Source organism: Bartonella sp. CL100XZDX (assembly GCF_042195375.1).
Taxonomy (GTDB): Bacteria; Pseudomonadota; Alphaproteobacteria; order Rhizobiales; family Rhizobiaceae; genus Bartonella.
Window position 1 is genome coordinate 1 of the sequence record NZ_JBHIOH010000062.1, and the last position, 20,269, is coordinate 20,269.

The 20,269-nt window shown below is 41.8% G+C and carries 24 protein-coding genes, 1 tRNA gene, 1 other RNA gene and 1 pseudogene; 13 read left to right on the top strand and 14 right to left on the bottom strand.

Going from position 1 to position 20,269, the window contains the following annotated elements; all coding sequences use genetic code 11:
* Window positions 1–784 precede the first annotated feature (784 nt).
* The 3 genes from ACFILU_RS06555 to ACFILU_RS06565 all read right to left on the bottom strand — a co-directional run bounded on the left by ACFILU_RS06555 (window position 785) and on the right by ACFILU_RS06565 (window position 2,353).
* Entirely contained in the window at window positions 785–907 is a 123-nt protein-coding gene (locus ACFILU_RS06555; RefSeq protein ID WP_375675285.1) for a hypothetical protein, read from the bottom strand.
* Between the two features lie 707 nt (window positions 908–1,614).
* The gene (locus tag ACFILU_RS06560; protein WP_375675287.1) at window positions 1,615–2,190 is read right to left on the bottom strand and encodes a disulfide bond formation protein B; all 576 of its coding nucleotides are present in this window, start codon (window positions 2,188–2,190) and stop codon (window positions 1,615–1,617) included.
* Window positions 2,191–2,200: 10 nt separating this feature from the next.
* The gene (locus ACFILU_RS06565; protein ID WP_273790835.1) at window positions 2,201–2,353 is read right to left on the bottom strand and encodes a DUF5993 family protein; all 153 of its coding nucleotides are present in this window, start codon (window positions 2,351–2,353) and stop codon (window positions 2,201–2,203) included.
* 803 nt (window positions 2,354–3,156) lie between these two features.
* Here ACFILU_RS06565 and purE point away from each other — a divergent pair.
* The gene (gene purE, locus ACFILU_RS06570; protein ID WP_273790836.1) at window positions 3,157–3,654 is read left to right on the top strand and encodes a 5-(carboxyamino)imidazole ribonucleotide mutase; all 498 of its coding nucleotides are present in this window, start codon (window positions 3,157–3,159) and stop codon (window positions 3,652–3,654) included.
* Here the strand turns inward: purE and ACFILU_RS06575 are convergent.
* A complete protein-coding gene (locus ACFILU_RS06575) occupies window positions 3,592–3,993 on the bottom strand; it encodes a hypothetical protein (RefSeq protein WP_375675289.1) in 402 nt (133 codons plus the stop codon). The genes purE and ACFILU_RS06575 overlap by 63 nt on opposite strands.
* Between ACFILU_RS06575 and ACFILU_RS06580 the strand changes: the two genes are divergently transcribed.
* Window positions 3,992–5,074, top strand: a complete 1,083-nt coding sequence (locus ACFILU_RS06580) for a 5-(carboxyamino)imidazole ribonucleotide synthase (protein WP_375675291.1) — start codon at window positions 3,992–3,994, stop codon at window positions 5,072–5,074. The two genes, ACFILU_RS06575 and ACFILU_RS06580, sit on opposite strands and share 2 nt — an antisense overlap.
* A gap of 428 nt (window positions 5,075–5,502) precedes the next feature.
* On the opposite strand, the gene ACFILU_RS06585 is transcribed toward ACFILU_RS06580, so the two are convergent.
* A complete protein-coding gene (locus ACFILU_RS06585; RefSeq protein ID WP_375675293.1) occupies window positions 5,503–5,643 on the bottom strand; it encodes a hypothetical protein in 141 nt (46 codons plus the stop codon).
* A gap of 1,119 nt (window positions 5,644–6,762) precedes the next feature.
* Between ACFILU_RS06585 and ACFILU_RS06590 the strand changes: the two genes are divergently transcribed.
* The 10 genes from ACFILU_RS06590 (at window position 6,763) to ACFILU_RS06635 (ending at window position 12,970) form a co-directional block, all read left to right on the top strand.
* Window positions 6,763–7,137, top strand: coding sequence for a hypothetical protein (locus ACFILU_RS06590; RefSeq protein ID WP_375675294.1), 375 nt, complete (start codon window positions 6,763–6,765; stop codon window positions 7,135–7,137).
* Complete coding sequence (locus tag ACFILU_RS06595; RefSeq protein WP_273790839.1) at window positions 7,130–7,303, top strand: hypothetical protein; 174 nt, start codon at window positions 7,130–7,132, stop codon at window positions 7,301–7,303. Before ACFILU_RS06590 ends, ACFILU_RS06595 begins: the two co-directional genes overlap by 8 nt.
* 925 nt (window positions 7,304–8,228) lie before the next feature.
* Window positions 8,229–8,354: a type B 50S ribosomal protein L36 gene (ykgO, locus tag ACFILU_RS06600; RefSeq protein WP_004863016.1), complete on the top strand. Its 126-nt coding sequence runs from the start codon at window positions 8,229–8,231 to the stop codon at window positions 8,352–8,354.
* A gap of 157 nt (window positions 8,355–8,511) precedes the next feature.
* Complete coding sequence (locus ACFILU_RS06605) at window positions 8,512–9,297, top strand: tetratricopeptide repeat protein (protein ID WP_273790840.1); 786 nt, start codon at window positions 8,512–8,514, stop codon at window positions 9,295–9,297.
* Between the two features lie 1,098 nt (window positions 9,298–10,395).
* Window positions 10,396–10,556: non-coding RNA, 6S RNA (gene ssrS, locus ACFILU_RS06610), on the top strand.
* Window positions 10,557–10,813: 257 nt separating this feature from the next.
* Entirely contained in the window at window positions 10,814–10,990 is a 177-nt protein-coding gene (locus tag ACFILU_RS06615; protein ID WP_375675296.1) for a hypothetical protein, read from the top strand.
* Between the two features lie 31 nt (window positions 10,991–11,021).
* Window positions 11,022–11,198 (top strand): hypothetical protein, encoded by a 177-nt coding sequence (locus ACFILU_RS06620; RefSeq protein ID WP_375675296.1) that lies wholly within the window; start codon window positions 11,022–11,024, stop codon window positions 11,196–11,198.
* A 31-nt stretch (window positions 11,199–11,229) separates the two neighbouring features.
* Window positions 11,230–11,406 carry a hypothetical protein gene (locus ACFILU_RS06625; RefSeq protein ID WP_375675296.1) on the top strand — a complete coding sequence of 59 codons (177 nt, stop codon included), beginning with the start codon at window positions 11,230–11,232 and terminating at the stop codon, window positions 11,404–11,406.
* Window positions 11,407–11,524: 118 nt separating this feature from the next.
* Entirely contained in the window at window positions 11,525–12,130 is a 606-nt protein-coding gene (locus ACFILU_RS06630) for a 5-formyltetrahydrofolate cyclo-ligase (RefSeq protein WP_375675349.1), read from the top strand.
* 18 nt (window positions 12,131–12,148) lie between these two features.
* Window positions 12,149–12,970 (top strand): TIGR00282 family metallophosphoesterase, encoded by an 822-nt coding sequence (locus ACFILU_RS06635; RefSeq protein ID WP_375675298.1) that lies wholly within the window; start codon window positions 12,149–12,151, stop codon window positions 12,968–12,970.
* Window positions 12,971–13,467: 497 nt separating this feature from the next.
* Here the strand turns inward: ACFILU_RS06635 and ACFILU_RS06640 are convergent, their stop codons facing one another.
* The 5 genes and pseudogenes from ACFILU_RS06640 to ACFILU_RS06660 form a co-directional block, all read right to left on the bottom strand.
* A complete protein-coding gene (locus ACFILU_RS06640; protein ID WP_375675299.1) occupies window positions 13,468–13,800 on the bottom strand; it encodes a helix-turn-helix domain-containing protein in 333 nt (110 codons plus the stop codon).
* A 171-nt stretch (window positions 13,801–13,971) separates the two neighbouring features.
* Complete coding sequence (locus tag ACFILU_RS06645; RefSeq protein ID WP_375674001.1) at window positions 13,972–14,328, bottom strand: helix-turn-helix domain-containing protein; 357 nt, start codon at window positions 14,326–14,328, stop codon at window positions 13,972–13,974.
* Window positions 14,329–14,764: 436 nt separating this feature from the next.
* Window positions 14,765–15,072 (bottom strand): annotated as a pseudogene (locus ACFILU_RS06650) (UDP-N-acetylglucosamine 1-carboxyvinyltransferase); the annotation flags it as partial.
* A gap of 547 nt (window positions 15,073–15,619) precedes the next feature.
* Window positions 15,620–16,915, bottom strand: a complete 1,296-nt coding sequence (gene murA / locus ACFILU_RS06655) for a UDP-N-acetylglucosamine 1-carboxyvinyltransferase (protein WP_273790844.1) — start codon at window positions 16,913–16,915, stop codon at window positions 15,620–15,622.
* A 176-nt stretch (window positions 16,916–17,091) separates the two neighbouring features.
* Complete coding sequence (locus ACFILU_RS06660) at window positions 17,092–17,244, bottom strand: hypothetical protein (RefSeq protein ID WP_273790845.1); 153 nt, start codon at window positions 17,242–17,244, stop codon at window positions 17,092–17,094.
* Window positions 17,245–17,420: 176 nt separating this feature from the next.
* Between ACFILU_RS06660 and ACFILU_RS06665 the strand changes: the two genes are divergently transcribed.
* Window positions 17,421–17,495: transfer RNA gene (locus tag ACFILU_RS06665), tRNA-Thr, on the top strand.
* Window positions 17,496–17,497: 2 nt separating this feature from the next.
* Here ACFILU_RS06665 and ACFILU_RS06670 read toward each other — a convergent pair.
* The 4 genes from ACFILU_RS06670 to ACFILU_RS06685 form a co-directional block, all read right to left on the bottom strand.
* Window positions 17,498–17,659, bottom strand: a complete 162-nt coding sequence (locus tag ACFILU_RS06670) for a hypothetical protein (protein ID WP_375675300.1) — start codon at window positions 17,657–17,659, stop codon at window positions 17,498–17,500.
* A 77-nt stretch (window positions 17,660–17,736) separates the two neighbouring features.
* Window positions 17,737–17,934, bottom strand: a complete 198-nt coding sequence (locus ACFILU_RS06675; protein ID WP_375675301.1) for a hypothetical protein — start codon at window positions 17,932–17,934, stop codon at window positions 17,737–17,739.
* A 361-nt stretch (window positions 17,935–18,295) separates the two neighbouring features.
* The gene (locus ACFILU_RS06680; RefSeq protein ID WP_375675303.1) at window positions 18,296–18,466 is read right to left on the bottom strand and encodes a hypothetical protein; all 171 of its coding nucleotides are present in this window, start codon (window positions 18,464–18,466) and stop codon (window positions 18,296–18,298) included.
* 227 nt (window positions 18,467–18,693) lie between these two features.
* Window positions 18,694–19,458 carry a lambda exonuclease family protein gene (locus ACFILU_RS06685; RefSeq protein WP_273790849.1) on the bottom strand — a complete coding sequence of 255 codons (765 nt, stop codon included), beginning with the start codon at window positions 19,456–19,458 and terminating at the stop codon, window positions 18,694–18,696.
* Between the last annotated feature and the right edge of the window lie 811 nt (window positions 19,459–20,269).

Consider the following 20,269-nt stretch of genomic DNA (forward strand, 5'->3'; position numbering starts at 1 on the left):
TTCTTGCCCCTTCGCTATCCTAAAGTAAGATCACACAAAGCACCGGTCAATCTCACTTCAAAAGCAACTTTCCCCACCCCCACACCCTCCTCTCTCGTCAACACCCCCGCCTCTTCATCCCCCCCAATCTTCTCTCCACATTCCATACCATGATAAAATCATACACCACGCATAAAGTCCCTGCTTCCTTTTTTACATATTCCCGTTTTTACGCTTTTACGTATTTACAGAAAGCAGAAAATCTGTAAAAAATGCATTACACAATAACGTATTCAACAACTGTCATTAAAATCTCGCCTCCCTTTTCATCTAAATCCCCCCTATTTTCACTTAAATCATAGATATAAACTGCCCTATTATTTGTATTAACCAGCATAAAATTTTTCGACAAATTCTAGCGATCAAAAGGGGTTGTAAGAAGCTTTTTACGACTTTTAAAAGAATTTTTATTTACATCCAGTGCTTTTTGTAACGTAGAAGAGTACATTTAATTAATTGACTATAAGAAAGTTTGAGATGAGAGAAGCTTTTCGTTTTTCTCATTCAACATTCGCAACGATAACTTATCCTTATAAGTCAATATTTTTTCGTAATACAAAACGCACCAAAAGGAATAGACTTGCGTTGCATATTCACACGCTTATTTTAAAGAAAGATCTCTCAACGCTCGTCACACCCATTTTGCAAAACGCCGCCCGTAAAGGAATGGTTAAAGCCCCCATGAAGTGTATAAAATCCATTCAGCCCCCCTTATCTTTACGCTTATGGAGAAACAAGTTTACGCTTATGGAAGAACGAGGCCGGCATCATCACAAAAACTCTGCCAGCTCCCAATGTTGCAGACAGCCTTCGGTTCAAGAGACTCTTCATTAAAGGCATGCCTTTCTTGTACAGTTTTGCCCCACATGCCCCCCGCTTATGATTTACAAGCAAGTAATTTTAATTGATTTAATATAAGAGAACTGGTGATGAGAAATTTTATTATATTCAGCGAAGTGCTTTACGTTAAGAATGGTTATTTATCATTATAAATCAATATATTAATAAAAAAAGAGGCATCATCAAGACGCTTACCTTTTTCTAAAAAAAGGCTTCACACTGAAAGAAAACATCTAAAAGTTAGATAAAAAAAAAGGTTTGCCTCTAATAAACAAACCTCTGCAGAAAATTATTCACATAACTTTCAAAATTTTAAATTAATCCCTCTAGAAGCAATAAAAACGCTTTAGAAGCACCAAAATGAATACAAAAACCTATTTAACACAATATTACGAAAAATCAAGAACAAAAATTTTTTATCGTTAATGCTCTAAAAAAACGAGGCTTCTTAACCCACGTGGCTCAGCAGTCCGGGGCTTCTCTACAAACGCCTCCAAGCCAATCAATCCCTTCATCTCTCTCAAAAGACAGCATAAAAGGTGCACAGTACAAGTCTTCGCTAAAAAAAATATCAATCGCCAGCGCTCATAAAAGCCAGCGTTAGTATAAAAGATCAGATTATCGAACAATCTTGCTAAAATGTCTTCCCAATAAATAAAAAAGAAGCGGATTTTTAAATATTCCGCCTCTTTAACAATAAAAATTACGATGAGGGATTATTAAACAAATTCGAAACTATGAAGGGAACCAACTTGATAACAACTCATACCTTACAGGATCATCGGCACATTGCCCACCACCACATTCCAGTATGGTAGAAATCAAATTTGCCGCAATCAAAAATACAAATAAGAAACTTGCTGTTTTACTCAAGACTGGAAAAGGAGAAAATTCTTTGAACTTGTGTGCCAATTCGCCTAAAATCATGACAAATGAGACAGCAAAGATACAAAGGACAGAAATAATGAAAGCCCAAGTATAAAAATGCAATCCAAAGAACGTTGAACCATATCCTAAATCATCGGGTGTGATATGCAAAAACACTTGTCGTGCTGCCACAGCACTGGTTACCATACAACCGAGAATAACCATACCATAATGGGTATTTTTCACCTTATGGTGAATATTGAGCAAGAACCCACAACCTGCCAGTATCAATCCAACGCGCTGCAGCAAACAAAGGGGACAAGGTAACTCAAACTTTACCAATTGATAATAAAAAGCCACCACCAAGACAATGGATAACCCAAAGAGTCCTAGCGTATTCATAAAGATGACGAAGTGAGGGTTTTTTTGTTCAACATGTTCCATGGCTATTCTCTCAAAAAGATAAATTTAAAGTAGAAGTTGCGTGATGATTGAAAGTGAGAAGAATGACAACGAATAAAATTGCCCACAAAGCATAACTTATATTTTTTTTACCACACATAGTCGTTACAGCAGTACCTAAAGCGATTAAAAATGGAAGAAACATAGCTTTTAAATCTCCTTTACATCCGTTGTTTAACTCTTATTTATTTCAGCGTTCACCATATTACAAAATTGGGCAAAAAAGAGACCATGGATTTATTATTCACAATTCGTCATTCGCGATTGATATTGCCCTTATATTTAAGGGAAAAAACGATATAATCGCTAAGAAACAGATCTCAACAAAAGCGTTAAAAGCACAAAAGCGTTGATTATTCGCTTCCCCTTAATATCAGCCATTGTTAAAGATATATTGACAATTATAAAGATTATATCCCCCCACTCACAAAAGAATCACTTGAACAACAAAATAAATAGGCTTTGAAATCGAGAGATATACATCTCTTTATTTCTCAAAAGAATATCCTCACTTTGCAACGCATTTTCGCCATAAAAATCTCTTTTTCTCATAAGCAATGTTTCAAATTGCAACAGATTTTATATCATATGGTGATCTTGTTTATTTTAGCAAATAAAAAGTAAGACATTTTTTTAAAAAACTTATAATCAATGTATTTTTCCCAATATATTTTTCCCTTTTACAATGCCGCAAGCTTAACAGCCTCATGGATCCAACACCACCCCTTAACACCTCTCCTCAAAATTCATCTCCCCCCAAAAAAAGAAGTGCTTCATGCCTTCAATACTTTAGTTTTTCATCTCTTGGTCTCCCCCTTTAAATTTTTAGCTTTCCACCTTATTTAAAAAATAACTGTTTCTCTGTCATCAATTGGCTTTGCAAAGAGAATATAAAACTTTAAAAAATAATGATAAAGAATCGCATTGAACCTTTGAAAAGGATAGTGAATGATGAAAAAATCATGTGATGTCGCGATTTTAATGGGGAGCCAATCGGATTGGCAAACGATGTGCCATAGTGCAGATATTTTGACGAGTCTTGGTATTTCTCATAGTTCGCATATTGTCTCAGCACACCGAACTCCTGAACGCCTTTATCAATTTGCAAAAGAAGCAAAAGAAGCAGGGTTTAAAGTTTTAATTGCCGGAGCGGGGGGTGCAGCGCATCTTCCAGGTATGTTAGCAGCCCTTACTCCTCTTCCTGTTTTTGGCGTTCCAGTGCATTCTCATTCTCTTTCTGGTCAAGATTCTTTGCTTTCAATCGTGCAAATGCCAGCAGGGATACCCGTTGGCACATTAGCAATTGGCAAAGCAGGCGCAATTAATGCAGCACTTTTAGCCGCAGCCGTTATGGCCGTTTATGACCATGATCTCGCCCAACGATTAGAAGATTGGCGTCAACAACAAACAGCCAATGTCGCCCAAACGCCTGTAACGGAGGTTTAAAATGGCACCGTTTTTCAACGCCCCCTCAGCCAACACTACTCTCTCCTCCAACGCCACCCCTTCAGCCAACGCCACCCTCTCCTCCAACACCACCCCTTCAGCCAACGCCGCTCCTTCAGCCAACACCACTCTCTCCTCCAACGCCGCCCCTTCAGCCAACACTACTCTCTCCTCCAACGCCGCCCCCTCCTCCAACACCGTCCCCTCAGCCAACACCACTCCCTCAGCCAACGCCGCCCCCTCAGCCAACGCCACCCTCTCCTCAAACGCTACTCCCTCAGCCAACACCACTCCCTCCTCAAACGCTACTCCCTCAGCCAACGCCACCCCCTCCACCATGTTACCTCCAGGCAGCGTCATTGGTTTAATCGGGGGCGGACAATTAGCACGGATGCTCGCCATAGCGGCCGCAGAATTAGGATTTCGAACCGTTATTTTTTGCCCTGAGGCCGATTGCCCAGCCGCTCAAACAGCAAACAACCATATTGTTTCCTCCTATGACGATACATCAGCTTTAGATCATTTTATTTCTCAATGTGATGTTGTCAGCTATGAATTTGAAAATCTTTCTCTTCAAACGGTTCAATATGTAGAAAAGAGTAAGCCTGTTTATCCTTCTTCCAAAGCATTAGAGATCACGCAAGATCGACTTTTTGAGAAGCAATTTTTGCGTGATCAAGGGATTGGCACCGCGTCATGGCACGCTATTGACAATTCTTCTTCTCTTCTTTCCGCTCTTGATACTTTAGGCGGACGTGGTCTTTTAAAGACGCGTCGTTTTGGTTATGACGGAAAAAACCAGATCAAACTTGATCACCCCAATGAACAAACCCTTGACGAAGCCTTAAGGACTTTTCAGGAACAGCCTTGTATTTTGGAAGAAATAGTTCCTTTTTTATCGGAAATTTCGGTTCTTTCTGCCCGCACAAAACAAGGGGAACATATTTTTTATGATTGCCCTGAAAACCAACACAAACACGGAATTCTTCATAAATCCTTTGTTCCATCACATATTCCATTTGACGTGCAAAAAGCAGCTCAAGAAATCAGCTTAACAGTCATGGATGCCCTCGATTATGTTGGTGTTCTTTGTATTGAGTTTTTTGTCTTAACGGATGGTCATCTTTTAGTGAATGAATTAGCGCCGCGTGTCCATAATTCTGGTCATTGGACACAAAAGGCATGCATAACTTCACAATTTGAACAGCATATCCGTGCTATTTGCGGGCTTCCCTTAGGCAGTCCCTATCGCCATAGCGATTGCCAAATGACCAATCTTCTTGGTAACAATTTTAGCACGTTAAAATATTTTCTAAAGCAAGAGCACACCTCGATCCATTTATATGGCAAAAGCACTGTTCACCCCCACCGCAAAATGGGGCACGTCATCCAATTATTGGGACCAGCCAAAAAATCTTAAGCCCACATACATACAAATGCTTTTTCACACTATCCCCCAATGAACTGAAAAAACAAAGCTTCACCCCACACCGATATCCCGCGGCTTGAAAAGCGCCCCTAACCTTTTAATTCGCCCTGAAAGGGCGTGAAAGCCCTCCTACAAGCTCCTTCTCTTCCATGCCCTACCCTCAAAGACACAAAACCACACCAATCAACAATCCAACAGCTCCTCCTCCTTTTCTCAAAAAAGTCCCCCCACGACTAAAAGCAATTCACCAGCCCCCAAGTTCATCACCCCTCCACCTTCCACCGCATAAATATTCCCCCATAACAAAAACTTCACCCCACACCGATATCCCGCGGCTTCAACAGCGCCCCTAACCTTTTAATTCGCCCTGAAAGGGCGTGAAGCCCTCCTACAAGCTCCTTCTCTTCCATGCCCCACCCTCAAAGATACAAAACCACACCAATCAACAATCCAACAGCTCCCCTTCCTTTTCTCAAAAATATCCCCCCACGGCTAAAAACAATCCACCAGCCCCCAAGTTCATCACCCCTCCACCTTCCACCGCATAAATATTCCCCCATAACAAAAGCTTCACCCCACACCGATATCCCGCGGCTTGAAAAGCGCCCCTAACCTTTTAATTCGCCCTGAAAGGGCGTGAAAGCCCTCCTACAAGCTCCTTCTCTTCCATGCCCCCACCCTCAAAGACACAAAACCACACCAATCAACAATCCAACAGCTCCTCCTCCTTTTCTCAAAAACATCCCCCCACGACTAAAAGCAATTCACCAGCCCCCAAGTTCATCACCCCTCCACCTTCCACCGCATAAATATTCCCCCATAACATACGCAGCCCCTTCATTTTTCTTTTAATGCCAATCTTTAGGCCTTTTAATTCCAACCTTTAGAGGATAAACTTACCTCTTGCAGCCTATAGAGAGCATTCTAACAATGCGTTCTCATTGCCTCTAGTCTCCCTTCTTGTGTTCATTCTTTCACAAAAGTGCCAAGCGCCGCGCTCCGCACCACCCCTTGAGTTTCATGTCAAAGATATAATTACAGTACTAAGCTTATCCATCATAGCAATATCCTCTCTCCCCTCATAAGGCGATATTACCTGTGTCGTATTTTCTAGAGCTTGAAGCGTCTCTCCTTATTTCATTTCGCAATAAAGCTTAAAATAGCAGATAAACATACAACTACACACCGAAAGAAAACCGTAAATTTAGCTTACACTCTAAACAACAACCGTTTAAAATATCACTCACTTTAATATCTGTAATATTTGTCACCTTCGTTATGTCTATCGCCTTCGTTCTTTCCCCTATAAAATTACGTTATTCAAATTTGAGCGCCTAACCGCGCTCAAGGACGAAGATTCCTGTGCCGATCTGTCAACAATCAAGTTTTTCTTAAGTAAATTCAACCGGCTAAACACTTCAATATTAAATGCCTCTTCGCCTGTAGTTTAGTGATAAAATATAATTGTACTCACAAAACGAATCTTTTATATAGCGGCACGAAAAATTGTACATGCCTCATAATAATAAAGGGAAGATGCGCTACAGACGTAGCAAGTCATTCGTATTATCATTTTAACAAGTACAGAAATCTTTTTTCATTTCATAAAAATAGTCTGAGAAACTGAGTTATTCGCTTTATCAAAAGACAAAACCCTCAAGAAACAAACGAATATCAACATGACAAAACCAAACCTATCGAATGCATCACTAAAAGAACAAAATGATACATCTTCTCAATGGGACTTAGTCCTCGATATCCAAAAAGAAGTTAAGGAAACATTAAAGGCTGGTGTTGTTTCACTGAGAGAGTTTATATTCATAATTTTTATAAGCGTCTGTTTATACATTTTCCTCTCAATATTAGGCAGTGCGGATAAACCTCAGATGAATGTAGCAACTGCAATCGGGCTGATATGCGCATTAATTCTGTACGGTTCGATACCAATCTTTTTGGTGCTACGGATCATAGTAAAGAAGAAACTGAAAAAAGTAATGAAACAACTAGACGAAGCGGTTGCTAATCAAAATACAATAAGGAGAGAAAATGACTGAAGCTATAATATTAGGACGCATTCTAGGGATCATTGTCGGTTGTGCAATAATAACATTATCCGTTTGGCTTGTTTATTCTACCATTAAATATCGAAAACTGTACCGTAAAGCGCTTACAGGACTAAACTTAGCAATTCAAAAATGGAATAAAGAAATTAATAAATAAAAAAAATCGTGAAAAACGTGGTATTAAAATACCATAATCCTTATTTTCATATTTCTAGACGTATTTAATGTGATTCCCAGTTATTGAAGGCCCATATTGAGAGTATGAGATTTTTCATAAGGGGACGTTTGAAACTATAGGCACGGCGTACACAAATACAAGAAACAATTCCAACGGCTCCCCTCTTCCCCCACTTCAAGCATTTCAGCCGGCGCACGCGCACCTGACAGGGCTTCACGAGCCCCCCACAAACAAGCCTCTTGCGTTTTAAGAAGCCCCCCCTTGCCCTTAACGACAAAAAAACCACACCAACTTCAACAATCCAACGGCTCCCCCTCTTCCCCCCACTTCAAGCATTTCAGCCGGCGCACGTACCTGACAGGGCTTCACGAGCCCCCACAAACAAGCCCCTTGCGTTTTAAGAAGCCCCCCCTTGCCCTTAACGACAAAAAAACCACACCAACTTCAACAATCCAACGGCTCAACAGCGCTCCTGATCTTTCAACACTCCCTAACAGAGCTTATTTGTTTAAAGCTGAAAAGGCTTTTACTTTTTTCCACTCTTTGTGCTTTTTTGTGTCCTTTTTTTACGAGAAAATTTTTACCTTCAAGGCAACCATTAACACACCCTAAGGAATTTGTAAGGGATATACCCTTGACAAGAATAAGACTTCTTGTTAAATCTCTCCTACTTTTTTGCAATTTTCACTTATCGTTGTGCTAATGAAGTGTGTTAATGCGTACCTTAAGAGTGCGCTTTTCTTTTTGTGATCACAGTGAAAAAGTGTATCGTGTGATGTTATAATGCAAGTACGATATCGCAATGCAATGCTCATAGAGTAAGCAGTCTATTGGGGTTGTGGTATTATATTTTAGTGTTGTATTATAGTATTGTGTTACGTAAACTATTTAAACGGTGAATATGATGAAAATTAAAAATTCGCTTAAAGCACTAAAAGAGCGCCACCGTAACAATCGTTTGGTGCGTCGTAAGGGTCGTGTTTATATTCTGAATAAAACGAACCCACGTTTTAGAGCACGTCAGGGCTAATTCTTTTAGGGCTAATTTCTTTAAGGTCAATGTTTTTATGCCTACTTTGATTGTAGGCTTAAAAATTTTTCCTTGCGTTTTTTTGGTTATAAGTCCGTTGATTACAAGTCTAGTATTTGATAATATTTGGTGATTTATCTTTTGGGGGCTTGTTTTTATGGATTCTTTTATTTTTTTTAAAGCCTTTCGATTTTTTCAGCTGCGTTTTTTCTGTATTTTTCAGCGCGCGTTTTTTCTTTTTTTTGTTGGCGTTTTTTGTTTTGTTCCCTCGAGCTATGGGCAAAATCCTCCTTCTCTTCCTGAAGATCGGCCTTCTCCACAATCGCTTTTACCATTAGATGATCTTATTCCCAATTCTCCTCCCCCTTCCTCAACGCCCTCCGATTCTGATTCCTCGGCGGTTATTCTTGAAGATCTTGACAAAGAGCAGCTTTCCCATGTTGACAGAGTTAAGCAACGCAAAGAAGCAGAAATTTCACGTTTACTCAAAGAATTGAAATATTGTGCTGATGTTGCTAAAGCGAAAAAGATCAGTCAACAACTTCAACATTTATGGTCCCAATCGGGGAGTGAGACGATTGATCTTTTAATGTCATGGGCTGAAAATGCACTCAACAGCGATGATTATGGACTTGCGCTTGATTATATTGACAATGCTCTTGCACTTTTACCTACTCATTCTGAAGCTTGGGTAAGGCGTGCTTGGATTCACATTCAACTGAACGATTTCAAGCTTGCCCTGCTTGATCTCAACCATGCTCTTGAACTTGAGCCGCGCAATTATAGTGCTTTTTTTGAACTTGGCGTTGTCATGGAAGCAACGGAGCGTCCAAAACTTGCTCTTAAAGCTTATGAAACAGCATTGGATTACTATCCACAAATGCGCAGGATTCAAAAGCGCGTGCAAGCTCTGTTAGACGAACAATCACCCCAAGCTCTTTAAAACCATTCAAGAACAAGACACTTTACGGCATGCTTTCAAACCTAGATAAGACGCAAGCCGGCTTCACATTCCACTCAATAAACTAAAAGCCCCCTGCTTATAACCACACCCCCCCACACACAATTGACAGTGCCTTTTTTTGAAACTTAGCCATTACCATGGAAGCAACAGAGCGTCCAAAACTTGGCTCTTAAGATTGATGAAACAGCATTGGATTACACTCCACAAATGCGCAGGATTCAAAAGCGCGTGCAAGCTCTGTTAGACGAACAATCACCCCAAGCTCTTTAAAACCATTCAAGAACAAGACACTTTACGGCATGCTTTCAAACCTAGATAAGACGCAAGCCGGCTTCACATTCCACTCAATAAATTAAAAGCCCCCTGCTTATAACCACACCCACACACAATTGACAGTGCCTTTTTTGAATTTGGACTTTTTTTTGTATTACAGGCAGCGTCCAAACATTTCCAATATACTTCCTTCAGAATTTCTTCTCATAGCAAGCAAACGCTTCACGCTTGAGTCCTCTTCAGCCGTTTCTTCTTTTCACACCTTCCATCATGGATAAAAAAAAATTGTAAACACGATCCTCAAAAAATACTTTTTTAAAAAAGCTTACAACATCGCTTAGCGCCTCTGATAAACTATCATCATCTGTTTTTTATTTTTAAGCTTCAACCATAGCAGCACATACCGTATCGGCTCTCCTCCCCCCCTCAAAGTTGATAAAACAGCCCTGAAATATGGCTTCACAAGGCAAAAACTTCAAAGGTGCAACACCAGTTCAACCAACATCCTTGAATAAGAAATATTCCCTTCAAAGCTCCTCCAAGTATTCCCGCGAAACATAAAAATCAAGCATTGTCCCAAAAGAGCCAATCAAGCCATTGCCAATAAACCGTTCTACGTCACTCAAACACCCACCCCCACTCATATTTTTTGCTTTTTTACTTTGAATAAGCCATCCATCATACAGCCATTTCGAGCAACCACCAACAATATCATCAATCTCTCCTGAAATACTTTATGAAAAAGAAGAGAGCGAGGTTATTTTATCCCTAGCAGAAACTCTGAAATTGTTTTATATTAAGGAGGGTGTTCTGCGCTTCTCGACAGGAAATAACGTATTCCTGAGACCTTAATGATCTCCAAGGGAGCTGTCCCTGATCAAGCCCGTGGGCTTTTTCATATGGCGCCCACCTATTTGTATAGGTTCCCGGGATCAGCTTTTTCCATCGGCTGTTGTGGATCACCCTTTATTTGTATAACTTTTTTGCATCAAATTTTTCCAGCTAAAATTGAGAGCGTCCTTTTACATAAGACCAATGACGATACTCTCTTTTCAAGAAATAAAAATGACGAGGGGCTTTATTTTATAAAACAGACAGCACTGACAAAATAATCCCCTCTGTGAATCTGCTTCATCCCTTCGCACGCAAGCAACGCAAAAGCGGTTTATCGCACCAAGATACCCCCTATAAAGAGCACACACTTTTTTTCATGCTTTTTTTCATGAGCACAGCTCTTGTCCATACAGAGATTTACAAAACGCCAACAATGGATAAAATATCAGCATCTTATAAAACAATTGACGAGACAATGACACAAAATCCCCTCTGTGAATCTGCTTCATCCCTTCGCACGCAAGCAGCGCAAAAGCGGTTTATCGCACCAAGATACCCCCTATAAAGAGCACACACTTTTTTTCATGCTTTTTTTCATGAGCACAGCTCTTGTCCATACAGAGATTTACAAAACGCCAACAATGGATAAAATATCAGCATCTTATAAAACAATTGACGAGACAATGACACAAAATCCCCTCTGTGAATCTGCTTCATCCCTTCGCACGCAAGCAGCGCAAAAGCGGTTTATCGCACCAAGATACCCCCTATAAAGAGCACACACTTTTTTTCATGCTTTTTTTCATGAGCACAGCTCTTGTCCATACAGAGATTTACAAAACGCCAACAATGGATAAAATATCAGCATCTTATAAAACAATTGACGAGACAATGACACAAAATCCCCTCTGTGAATCTGCTTCATCCCTTCGCACGCAAGCAGCGCAAAAGCGGTTTATCGCACCAAGATACCCCCTATAAAGAGCACACACTTTTTTTCATGCTTTTTTTCATGAGCACAGCTCTTGTCCATACAGAGATTTACAAAACGCCAACAATGGATAAAATATCAGCATCTTATAAAACAATTGACGAGACAATGACACAAAATCCCCTCTGTGAATCTGCTTCATCTCTTCGCACACAGCAACGCAAAAGCGGTTTATCGCGTCGTGATGCTCTTTTAACAGAAGAGCGCGCACTCTTTTCGCAGCGTGCTTGTTGCCACTTTATTGAATACCTTGAAAAGAAGGGAACCGATTTTTCACGCCTCATTTTAGCAGGCTATTGGCCCATTAAATCGGAAATTGACCCGCGTCCTTTACTGGATGCTGTAGCGTTACGCGGTGGGCATTTAGCCTTACCAGCAGTTCTTGATTCCACCACCATGATTTTCCGTGCATTTTCGCCCAGCACGATTTTAGAGCCCATGCGTTTTGGCACCTTTGGTCCCAGTGCCGACAATGAGGTTGTTGTCCCCAATAATATTATTGTTCCGCTTTCTGCGTTTGATCGTCACTGTCACCGTCTTGGCTATGGAGGAGGATACTATGACCGTGCTGTTGAAGCTCTTGAAAAACAAGGTCATCAAATGACATTATGGGGCATAGGGTTTTCATGTCAGGAAGTTTTCTCTATTCCCGCAGCAGAACATGATCTACAGGTACAAGGAATTTTTACAGAAAAAGGTTTCTTAAAATGTTAAAGTGTGATTAAAGCGCCTATGCGTTTTTTATTTTTAGGTGACATTGTTGGTAGCACAGGCTGTAAAGCTGTTTTTAAACACCTTCCTCAACTGATTGAGAAATGGCAGCTTGATTTTGTTGTGGTAAATGGTGAAAATGCCTCTGGTGGTTTTGGTCTTAAGCAAGAGACATATCAAGATCTTTTGATGACCGGTGTTGATGTTGTCACCACGGGCAATCATGCTTTTTCTCACAAAGAAGCATTGCAGTATGCCCATGAGAGTGATCGTTTTTTACGCCCTGCCAATTTTTCGAAAGAAACTCCCGGAAAAGGTGCTGGTGTTTTTACGGCAAAAAATGGCGCCCGTGTTCTTGTCGCCAATCTGTTGGGCAACGTTTTTATGCCGTGCAAAGTAGAAGATCCATTTGAAACAGCGGAAAATATTCTTCTTGCCTGTTCGTTGATGGAGCAAGCCGACACGATTATTTTTGACTTTCACGCAGAAACGACAAGCGAGAAGCAATGTTTAGGCCATTTTCTTGATGGTCGTGTGAGTGTTATCGTTGGCACACATACGCATATTCCCACGGCTGACGCGCAGATCTTAGAAGGTGGGAGCGCCTATTTAACAGATGCAGGCATGTGTGGAGATTATAACTCCTCTCTTGGAATGGATAAAGAAGAACCCTTACACCGTTTTCTTTATAAGACGAAGCAAGACCGTTTTGAACCGGCGTGTGGTCCTGCCACCCTTTGTGGTTTAGCGGTTGAGATTTCAGATCGCACCGGTTTAGCAGAAAAGGTCTCAGCGGTACGGATTGGTCCTCATTTAAAGCCTGAAGTTCCGGATTTTTGGTAGCTTCTTTTAAAGCCGCCCCTTTGATGATCGCTCTCCACTGTGCGCCCTTTGGATGATTGCTCTCCAAGATTTCCTTTTGAGAACTCTATTTGGCAAGATGATTTTTCAAGCCCTTCCCAAATCCTAAAAACACCCCGCCCTCCAATTTGCCTAATACAGCAACTTTTCTAGCACAAATAAGTCACTCTTTTTAAAAGGATAAAGGATAAAATTTTTCGTGATTTTTAAAATGATGAGAAGGAGGTTTTATTTGGACATTTCTGCGGGGGGGGGGGAGGAGAAATGTTAACCCCCTTCTCTAGAAAAAGCTTTATATAATAATTTATTATTTAGCAAGAGCCTCTTTAATTTTTTTTTGATTCTAACGAAAATTTAATCTTAAAATTGCTTTCTGCTTTTTAGGTTTGAGCTCTCTAAAACTTTTCAAAAGGATATGCTCTTCTTTACTTCCGATTCTTTCATCACAGTAATACAAAGCATTTTCTTTTGTTGAGAGATCAGCGTAAAAAAAGGCAATAGGAACATTGAGAATATCGGCAATTTCTTGTAAACGCCCCACCCCCTATACGATTAGAGCCTTTTTCATATTTTTGGATTTGTTGAAAAGTCACACCTAACTGGCTGCCTAATTTCTTTTGCGACATTCCCAGCATTGTTCTTTTAAAGCGAATTTTTCTGCCTATCGAAATATCGTTAAAGTGTGGATTTTTAGCTTTCACTTCAAGCTCCCCTACCGGTTGCGAGCGCCTCTTATGCGTATTCCGGGAGTCTGAAAGTACTGAGTTCGAATCAGCTTTTTTTGCTTTTAGTGCTAGAGCGCACTTGGACATGGCAAAAACTCCCGGAATCTCGCGATACTTATAAAGCAGGCTAATGTTTCATCTTGGATTTTCAGGCTTTGGGTTCCACCATTCAACCACATTGTACGACGAGAACCCTGGTGCTTGTTCATAAAATAATTTCTGGAGACCAGCAATAAAATTTAAAACAGTGTTTTTATCTCATGAGACAATCAAACACAAAATTGCCTTCTGCTTTTTAGGTTTAAGCTCTCTAAAACTTTTCAAAAGGATATGCTCTTCTTTACTTGAAATCCTTTCATCACAGCAATACAAGACATTTTCTTTTGTTGAGAGATCGGAGTAGAAAAAAGAAATGGGAACATTGAGAATATCAGCAATTTCCTGTAAACGCCCAGCTCCTATACGATTAGAGCCTTTTTCATATTTTTGGATTTGTTGAAAAGTCACACCTAACTGACTGCCTAATTGCTTTTGCGACATTCCGATCATTGTTCTTTTAAAGCGAATTTTTCTGCCTATCGAAATGTCGTTAAAGTGTGGATTTTTAGCTTTCACTTCAAGCTCCCCTGCCGGTTGCGAGCGCCCTCGCATTGGTATTCCGGGAGTCAAAAACACTGAGTTCAGTCAGCTTTTTTGCTTTTAGTGCTCATCGCACCTGGACATGGCAAAAACTCCCGGAATCCCGGGAAACCCACAAGAGTAGGCTAATCTTATGTACTGAACTTTAGGGGTTTTGAATCCCTCTTGATCGTTGCGTAGACGACCAAAGTTACCCTTTAAGGTATAAAGTAATTTCATGAAATTAGCAATAAAATTTAAAAACAGTCTCTATTTGTTTGTTTTATGAGCCCCACCCGCCTCTCAAACTTTTATACCCGCTCGTAAAAGCTCCAAAACCATGAGATAAGCCCCGCGTTTATTGAGAAAATGAACAAAGCTTGCTTCTTGAGATCAAACCCCTTAAAGGCAGACCGAATACCTTCGAAGAGAATTACACTGTGATGCGTTGGATTTTTGCGCCACAACGGACTAATTTTTCTTCTAATCTCTCAAATCCACGATCAAGATGATAGACACGATTGACGATTGTTTCCCCCTTTGCCGCCAATGTAACAAGATAAGAGGGCTGCAATCACAAGAGAAACAACAAGCACGCAAATCCGTCGCCATAACGGGAGCCCCTTGCAAATTCTCTGTTCCATAGACGGTTGCCCTCTGCCCATCAAGCTTTATCTGTGCTCCTAAGCGATTGAGTTCTTGAACATGCATAAAACGATTTTCGAAAACCATCTCTGTAATTTCGTGCGGTTCCCTCAACCCCGTGTTATAAGCACCGTAAACGACACTGAGACAATAATCTCTACCCCCTTGTTAGAGGGGCAAAATTCTTCAAAAAAGACAACCATTACGAAAAGAAAAAAGCAGCCACAAAAGCCATCCCCTTGACATACCCTTGAAAGGTGGAGGTTTGAAAGAGCTATTTAGAAAACCATCAAGAATATACGGCTCCAAAATTCCACAAACAAGAGAGTAAATCATTAAAAATGCGCCAGCAAACCCAGCCGCCCCTAAAAGCCAAGCCCCACAAGCCCAAGCCCAGCGCCCCTAAAAGCCAAGCATTGTGCTAAAACACCCTCAAAGCGCAACCTTAAAGCATGGCCCGCCCCACACAAACAAGCCACCCCCCAAAAGCCCAGCCTCACAAGCCAAGCCCAGCACCCCTAAAAGCCAAGCATTGTGCTAAAACACCCTCAAAGCGCAACCTTAAAGCATGGCCCGCCCACACAAACAGCCACCCCCCAAGCAACCTCTCAAAGCCATTCTTTTGGGCATATCTTTGAAAGCTTTACACTGTGATACGTTGGATTTTTGCGCCACAACGGACTAATTTTTCTTCTAATCTCTCAAATCCACGATCAAGATGATAGACACGATTGACGATTGTTTCCCCCTTTGCCGCCAACGCTGCAATCACAAGAGAAACAGAAGCACGCAAATCCGTCGCCATAACGGGAGCCCCTTGCAAATTCTCTGTTCCATAGACGGTTGCCGTCTGCCCATCAAGCTTTATCTGTGCTCCTAAGCGATTGAGTTCTTGAACATGCATAAAACGATTTTCGAAAACCGTCTCTGTAATATGCGCGGTTCCTTCAGCCCGTGTCATGAGCGCCATGAATTGGGCTTGGAGATCGGTTGGAAAAGCAGGATAAGGTCCTGTTTTAATATCAACGGGCATAATTTTGGTGTTCTTTGGATTTCGCTTAACATGAATTCCTTGAGGTTCTATTTGAATCTCGAGTCCTGTTTTTTGGAGCACCTTAAGCACTTTTGTGAGATGATTAGGATTTGCATTTTTAAGAAAGACATCTCCTCCTGTCATAGCAACAGCCATTGCATATGTCCCCGCTTCGATTCGATCAGCAATAACGCGTATTTTTGTCCCTTTAAGTTTTTTCACCCCTTCAATTGTAAGCGTTGTTGTTCCTTCACCGGTTATTTGAGCCCCCATAGCATTCAGGGTTCGAATAAGGTTTGTCACTTCTGGCTCACAAGCCGCATTCTCAAGAACGGTTGTTCCCTTTGCCGTTGTCGCCGCCATCAGCAGCACATGGGTTCCCCCAACAGTGACTTTAGGGAAACGATAGTGAGCACCTTTTAAGCCCCTTGGCGCTTTTGCATGAACATATCCATTTTCGATCGAAATCTGTGCGCCTAAAGTTTTGAGTCCTTCAAGGATAAAATCGACAGGTCTTGTTCCAATAGCACATCCTCCAGGAAGCGAAACATAAGCCTCTGCGCATCGTGCAAGCAGAGGTCCGATAACCCAAAAGCTTGCACGCATTTTTTTCACCAGTTCGTATGGCGCCCGTGTTGTGGCTATTTTTTGCGCCGTAAAATGAATTGTTCTTGAATTCACACATTCATCGTTAAACTCTTGTCCATCAACGGCATATCCCACACCATGATTATTGAGAATACGAATAAGCAATTCGACATCGGCCAGATGAGGAATATTTTCTAAAGTAAGCGTTTCTTCTGTCAAAAGCGCCGCAATCATAAGAGGCAAGGCAGCATTTTTTGCTCCTGATATAGGAATTGTTCCTTTAAGTTTTTCTCCCCCAACAATTTGAATAGAATCCATAGTGTTTTCCCTCTTTTCCTTTGTGCCTGCCCTTCCAAAGGATTGTCCCCCTTCGGGAAGTTATGCTTTATTAATCGTTTTAGAACGCATTCTAAATATGAGAACAAATTATTGAGAAGTTTGGTTGCAAAGCTTCACTAAAAAACATTTTTTTGCATTTTAGAGCTTTTTGCATTTTAGAGCTCTGTTTGTGCTCTTTTTCGGCATTGTTCTTTTCGACGTTTCAGGTTTTGACGCAATTGTTGCGCCAATCTTTCTTGACGTCGTTTTGCTTTTTCATCTTGATGATTCATTTCATTTTGTTTTTGTTTTTGATACATTTGTGTCATTGCGCAACCTTTTAAACAGTGTTGAGCTTCTATCCAAGCAACTCATAACCTTAAATATTTAAGCATATAAGAAACATATGTCATGACATAAGATACGTTTTCTTGCAAGAATATACAAATGTTCTCTTGCCTATTTTCTGACAATATGGCACAAGACAGCGCAAAGATTGAAAAGGGCTGCGGTAGCTCAGTGGTAGAGCACTCCCTTGGTAAGGGAGAGGTCGAGAGTTCAATCCTCTCTCGCAGCACCATTTTATTCTTCTTTTGCCTCTCTCTTCTTGCCCCTATAAGCCTTCTCTATAAGCCTCAATTTTTCCCCCCAGCCTCCATTGGCTTCATCAAATCCTCCATCCTTTAAACCATGCGCTTCAATGGCTACAAAATCAATGGCTTCAATGACGCACTTAATCTCCAAAATGCTTTATGAGCGGCTTTTGAAATTGACACACCCCAAAGAATAGCCCCCCTCCCATTGGCTTCCCCCTTTTTTCCCTAAACCACCGGTTGTCCCCAACACGTCCCCCACAGTTCCTCATGCATAGGCTCTTCATGCCCCCTTTTCCCATATCGGCTAAAAAAACGCCCCTCAAACGACTCTTTCCCAAAAAACAAAAGCATAACGCGCACCATTGTCACCGCAATGAAAAAGCACTGGGGTCCTTTCATTGCGGCTCCCCCAGCACGCACCACAAAAGCTCCCCAAATCCCCCCGTTTTTGTCCCAATACGTCTAAACAAGCGTTAACGACCTCCCCCGTCAAACACCTTCTTCCATTTTCCAGCATGCTTTACGTATCATTCCAAGCTCCCTACTTGCGTGCCGCAAAAACACAAAAACCGGCTCTTTTCCCCCTTGAACGTGCCTTTTTATAGGTTGGAACCTGTCTGTACTGCTGCTTCTCTTCCCCCTAAGCCTTCATTTTTATTTTCCAACATGCTTTCCGTGTCACTCCAAGTCACAGGATAACGACCTGCCCCTCCATTGCCTTATCATCCCCCAATGAACCAGCCGGCAACTTCCCCCTCCCACACACACAAGCGCCCGCAATTTCTCATATATAGGCTCTTTTCTTCATGCCCCCCCTAAGCTTCCCCAAAAGCTCCCCTAAGCTTCCCCCAAAGCCCTCCCCCAAAAACGAAACACCATTGTCACCGCAATGAAAAAGCACTGGGGTCCTTTCATTGCGGCGCTCTCCCCCAGCACGCACCACAAAAGCTCCCAAAATCACACCTCCATACCTCTAAGCACTTGGCCTTACTCCCATTCTCGTTTTCCTCTCTAGCATACGCCTTGCATGCGCTCCAAGCACCCTTTCTTCCCCCCATTTCCCAACATGCTTTCACATTCATGTCCCTTAAGTTCGCTACGCTCCCCACTTCCCTGCGCCCCCTGTTTGGCACCCTCCTCCAACATAAAAACCGGCTCTTTTCTCCCTCTGCTCTTTCCTTTTTATAGAACTTTGCCTCTCCTCAACGCTGCACACGATCCCTTTCTTGCCCGCCTCATTCTTGTTTTGCCCTCCAGCAGACGCTTTGTCTTCATTCCAAGCACCCTTTCTTCCCCCTCCTTCAAAGCAATTTCTGTCCTTAGATGAAAACCTGTCCCAACACTCTTAATTTGCTGTACCATCTTCTCCAAAGCCTCATTAAAACGGCTAATTTCATTTTCAAGCTTGCAAATATACGCTTCATCACGATAAGCCCGTTTAATCAAAGGAGGCATATCCGGCCAATAGAGCATTAAATCCACCCATTCGCGTTGAGAAATCCATAATCCCCCTTGACATTGTGCTTTATGTTCTGCTGGAAAATTCTTTTGCATGAAATGAGGGATCAAAATTTCAGGTTTTTTTGTTTTAATTTCTAATAAGCCATTTTTTCCCACAAAAGCATCGGGGGAAAACCCTTGTCCGCGATCATCAGCCAAAACAAAGCCAATACATTCAGGTTCTGTATGTGTAAGTTCCCCATAAAGCTGTCGTGCGATTGGTTCTAATTCTGTTCCACGTCGCTGAGAAAGCGTTGTTCCTTCCTCAACGGTTTTTCCTGTAATTCTTTCTCCCGCCAATTTCATCATCACACTCTGATAGCGTGAAGTTTTTTGCCCCTGTTTTTTTTGTGCCATAACCATCTCAAACAAAGAAGCCGTAATCAAACCATTACGCACTTTCTGCCATTCTTCTGTTCCTTGAATACAATCGATAATAATTGGCATGACCTTTCTCCCCTTCATCTTTAAAGTGTTTTTTGCAATATATCCTCTTTGAAACATTCATATTTTTAAAGCCTGTGTCCCTCACACGGACTAAAGGCGACAACATCCTTCAATGCATCCTTCAATATTGTGCCGCTGAAAACACAAAAACTGCTGCCCCCCTCAACATCCCCCCTCCGCAATTTCTCATATATAGGCTCTTTTCTTCATGCCCCCCTTTCCCATGTCGGCTAAGAAAACCCCCGCAAAGCTCCCCCCTAAGCTTCCCTAAGCTTCCCTTCCAAAAACGAAAGCATAACGCACACGATTGTCACCGTAATGAAAAAGCACTTGGGCCCTTTCATTGCGGCGCTCTCCCAGCACGCACCACAAAAGCTCCCAAAATCCCCCCGTTTTTGTCCCAATACGTCTAAACAAGCTTTAACGACCTCCCCCGTCAAACACCTTCTTCCATTTTCCAGCATGCTTTACGTATCATTCCAAGCTCCCTACTTGCGTGCCCCGAAAACACAAAAACCGGCTCTTTTCCCCCTTGAACGTGCCTTTTTATAGGTTGGAACCTGTTTGTACTGCTGCTTCTCTTCCCCCTAAGCCTTCATTTTTATTTTCCAGCATGCTTTCCGTGTCACTCCAAGTCACTGAATGACGAGCTGCCCCACCATTGCCTTATCCCCCAATGAACCAGCCAGCAACTTCCCCCCCCACACAAGCGTCCGCAATTTCTCATATATAGGCTCTTTTCTTCATGCCCCCCTTTCCCATGTCGGCTAAAACCCCCCCGCAAAGCTCCCCCCTAAGCTCCCTTAAGTCC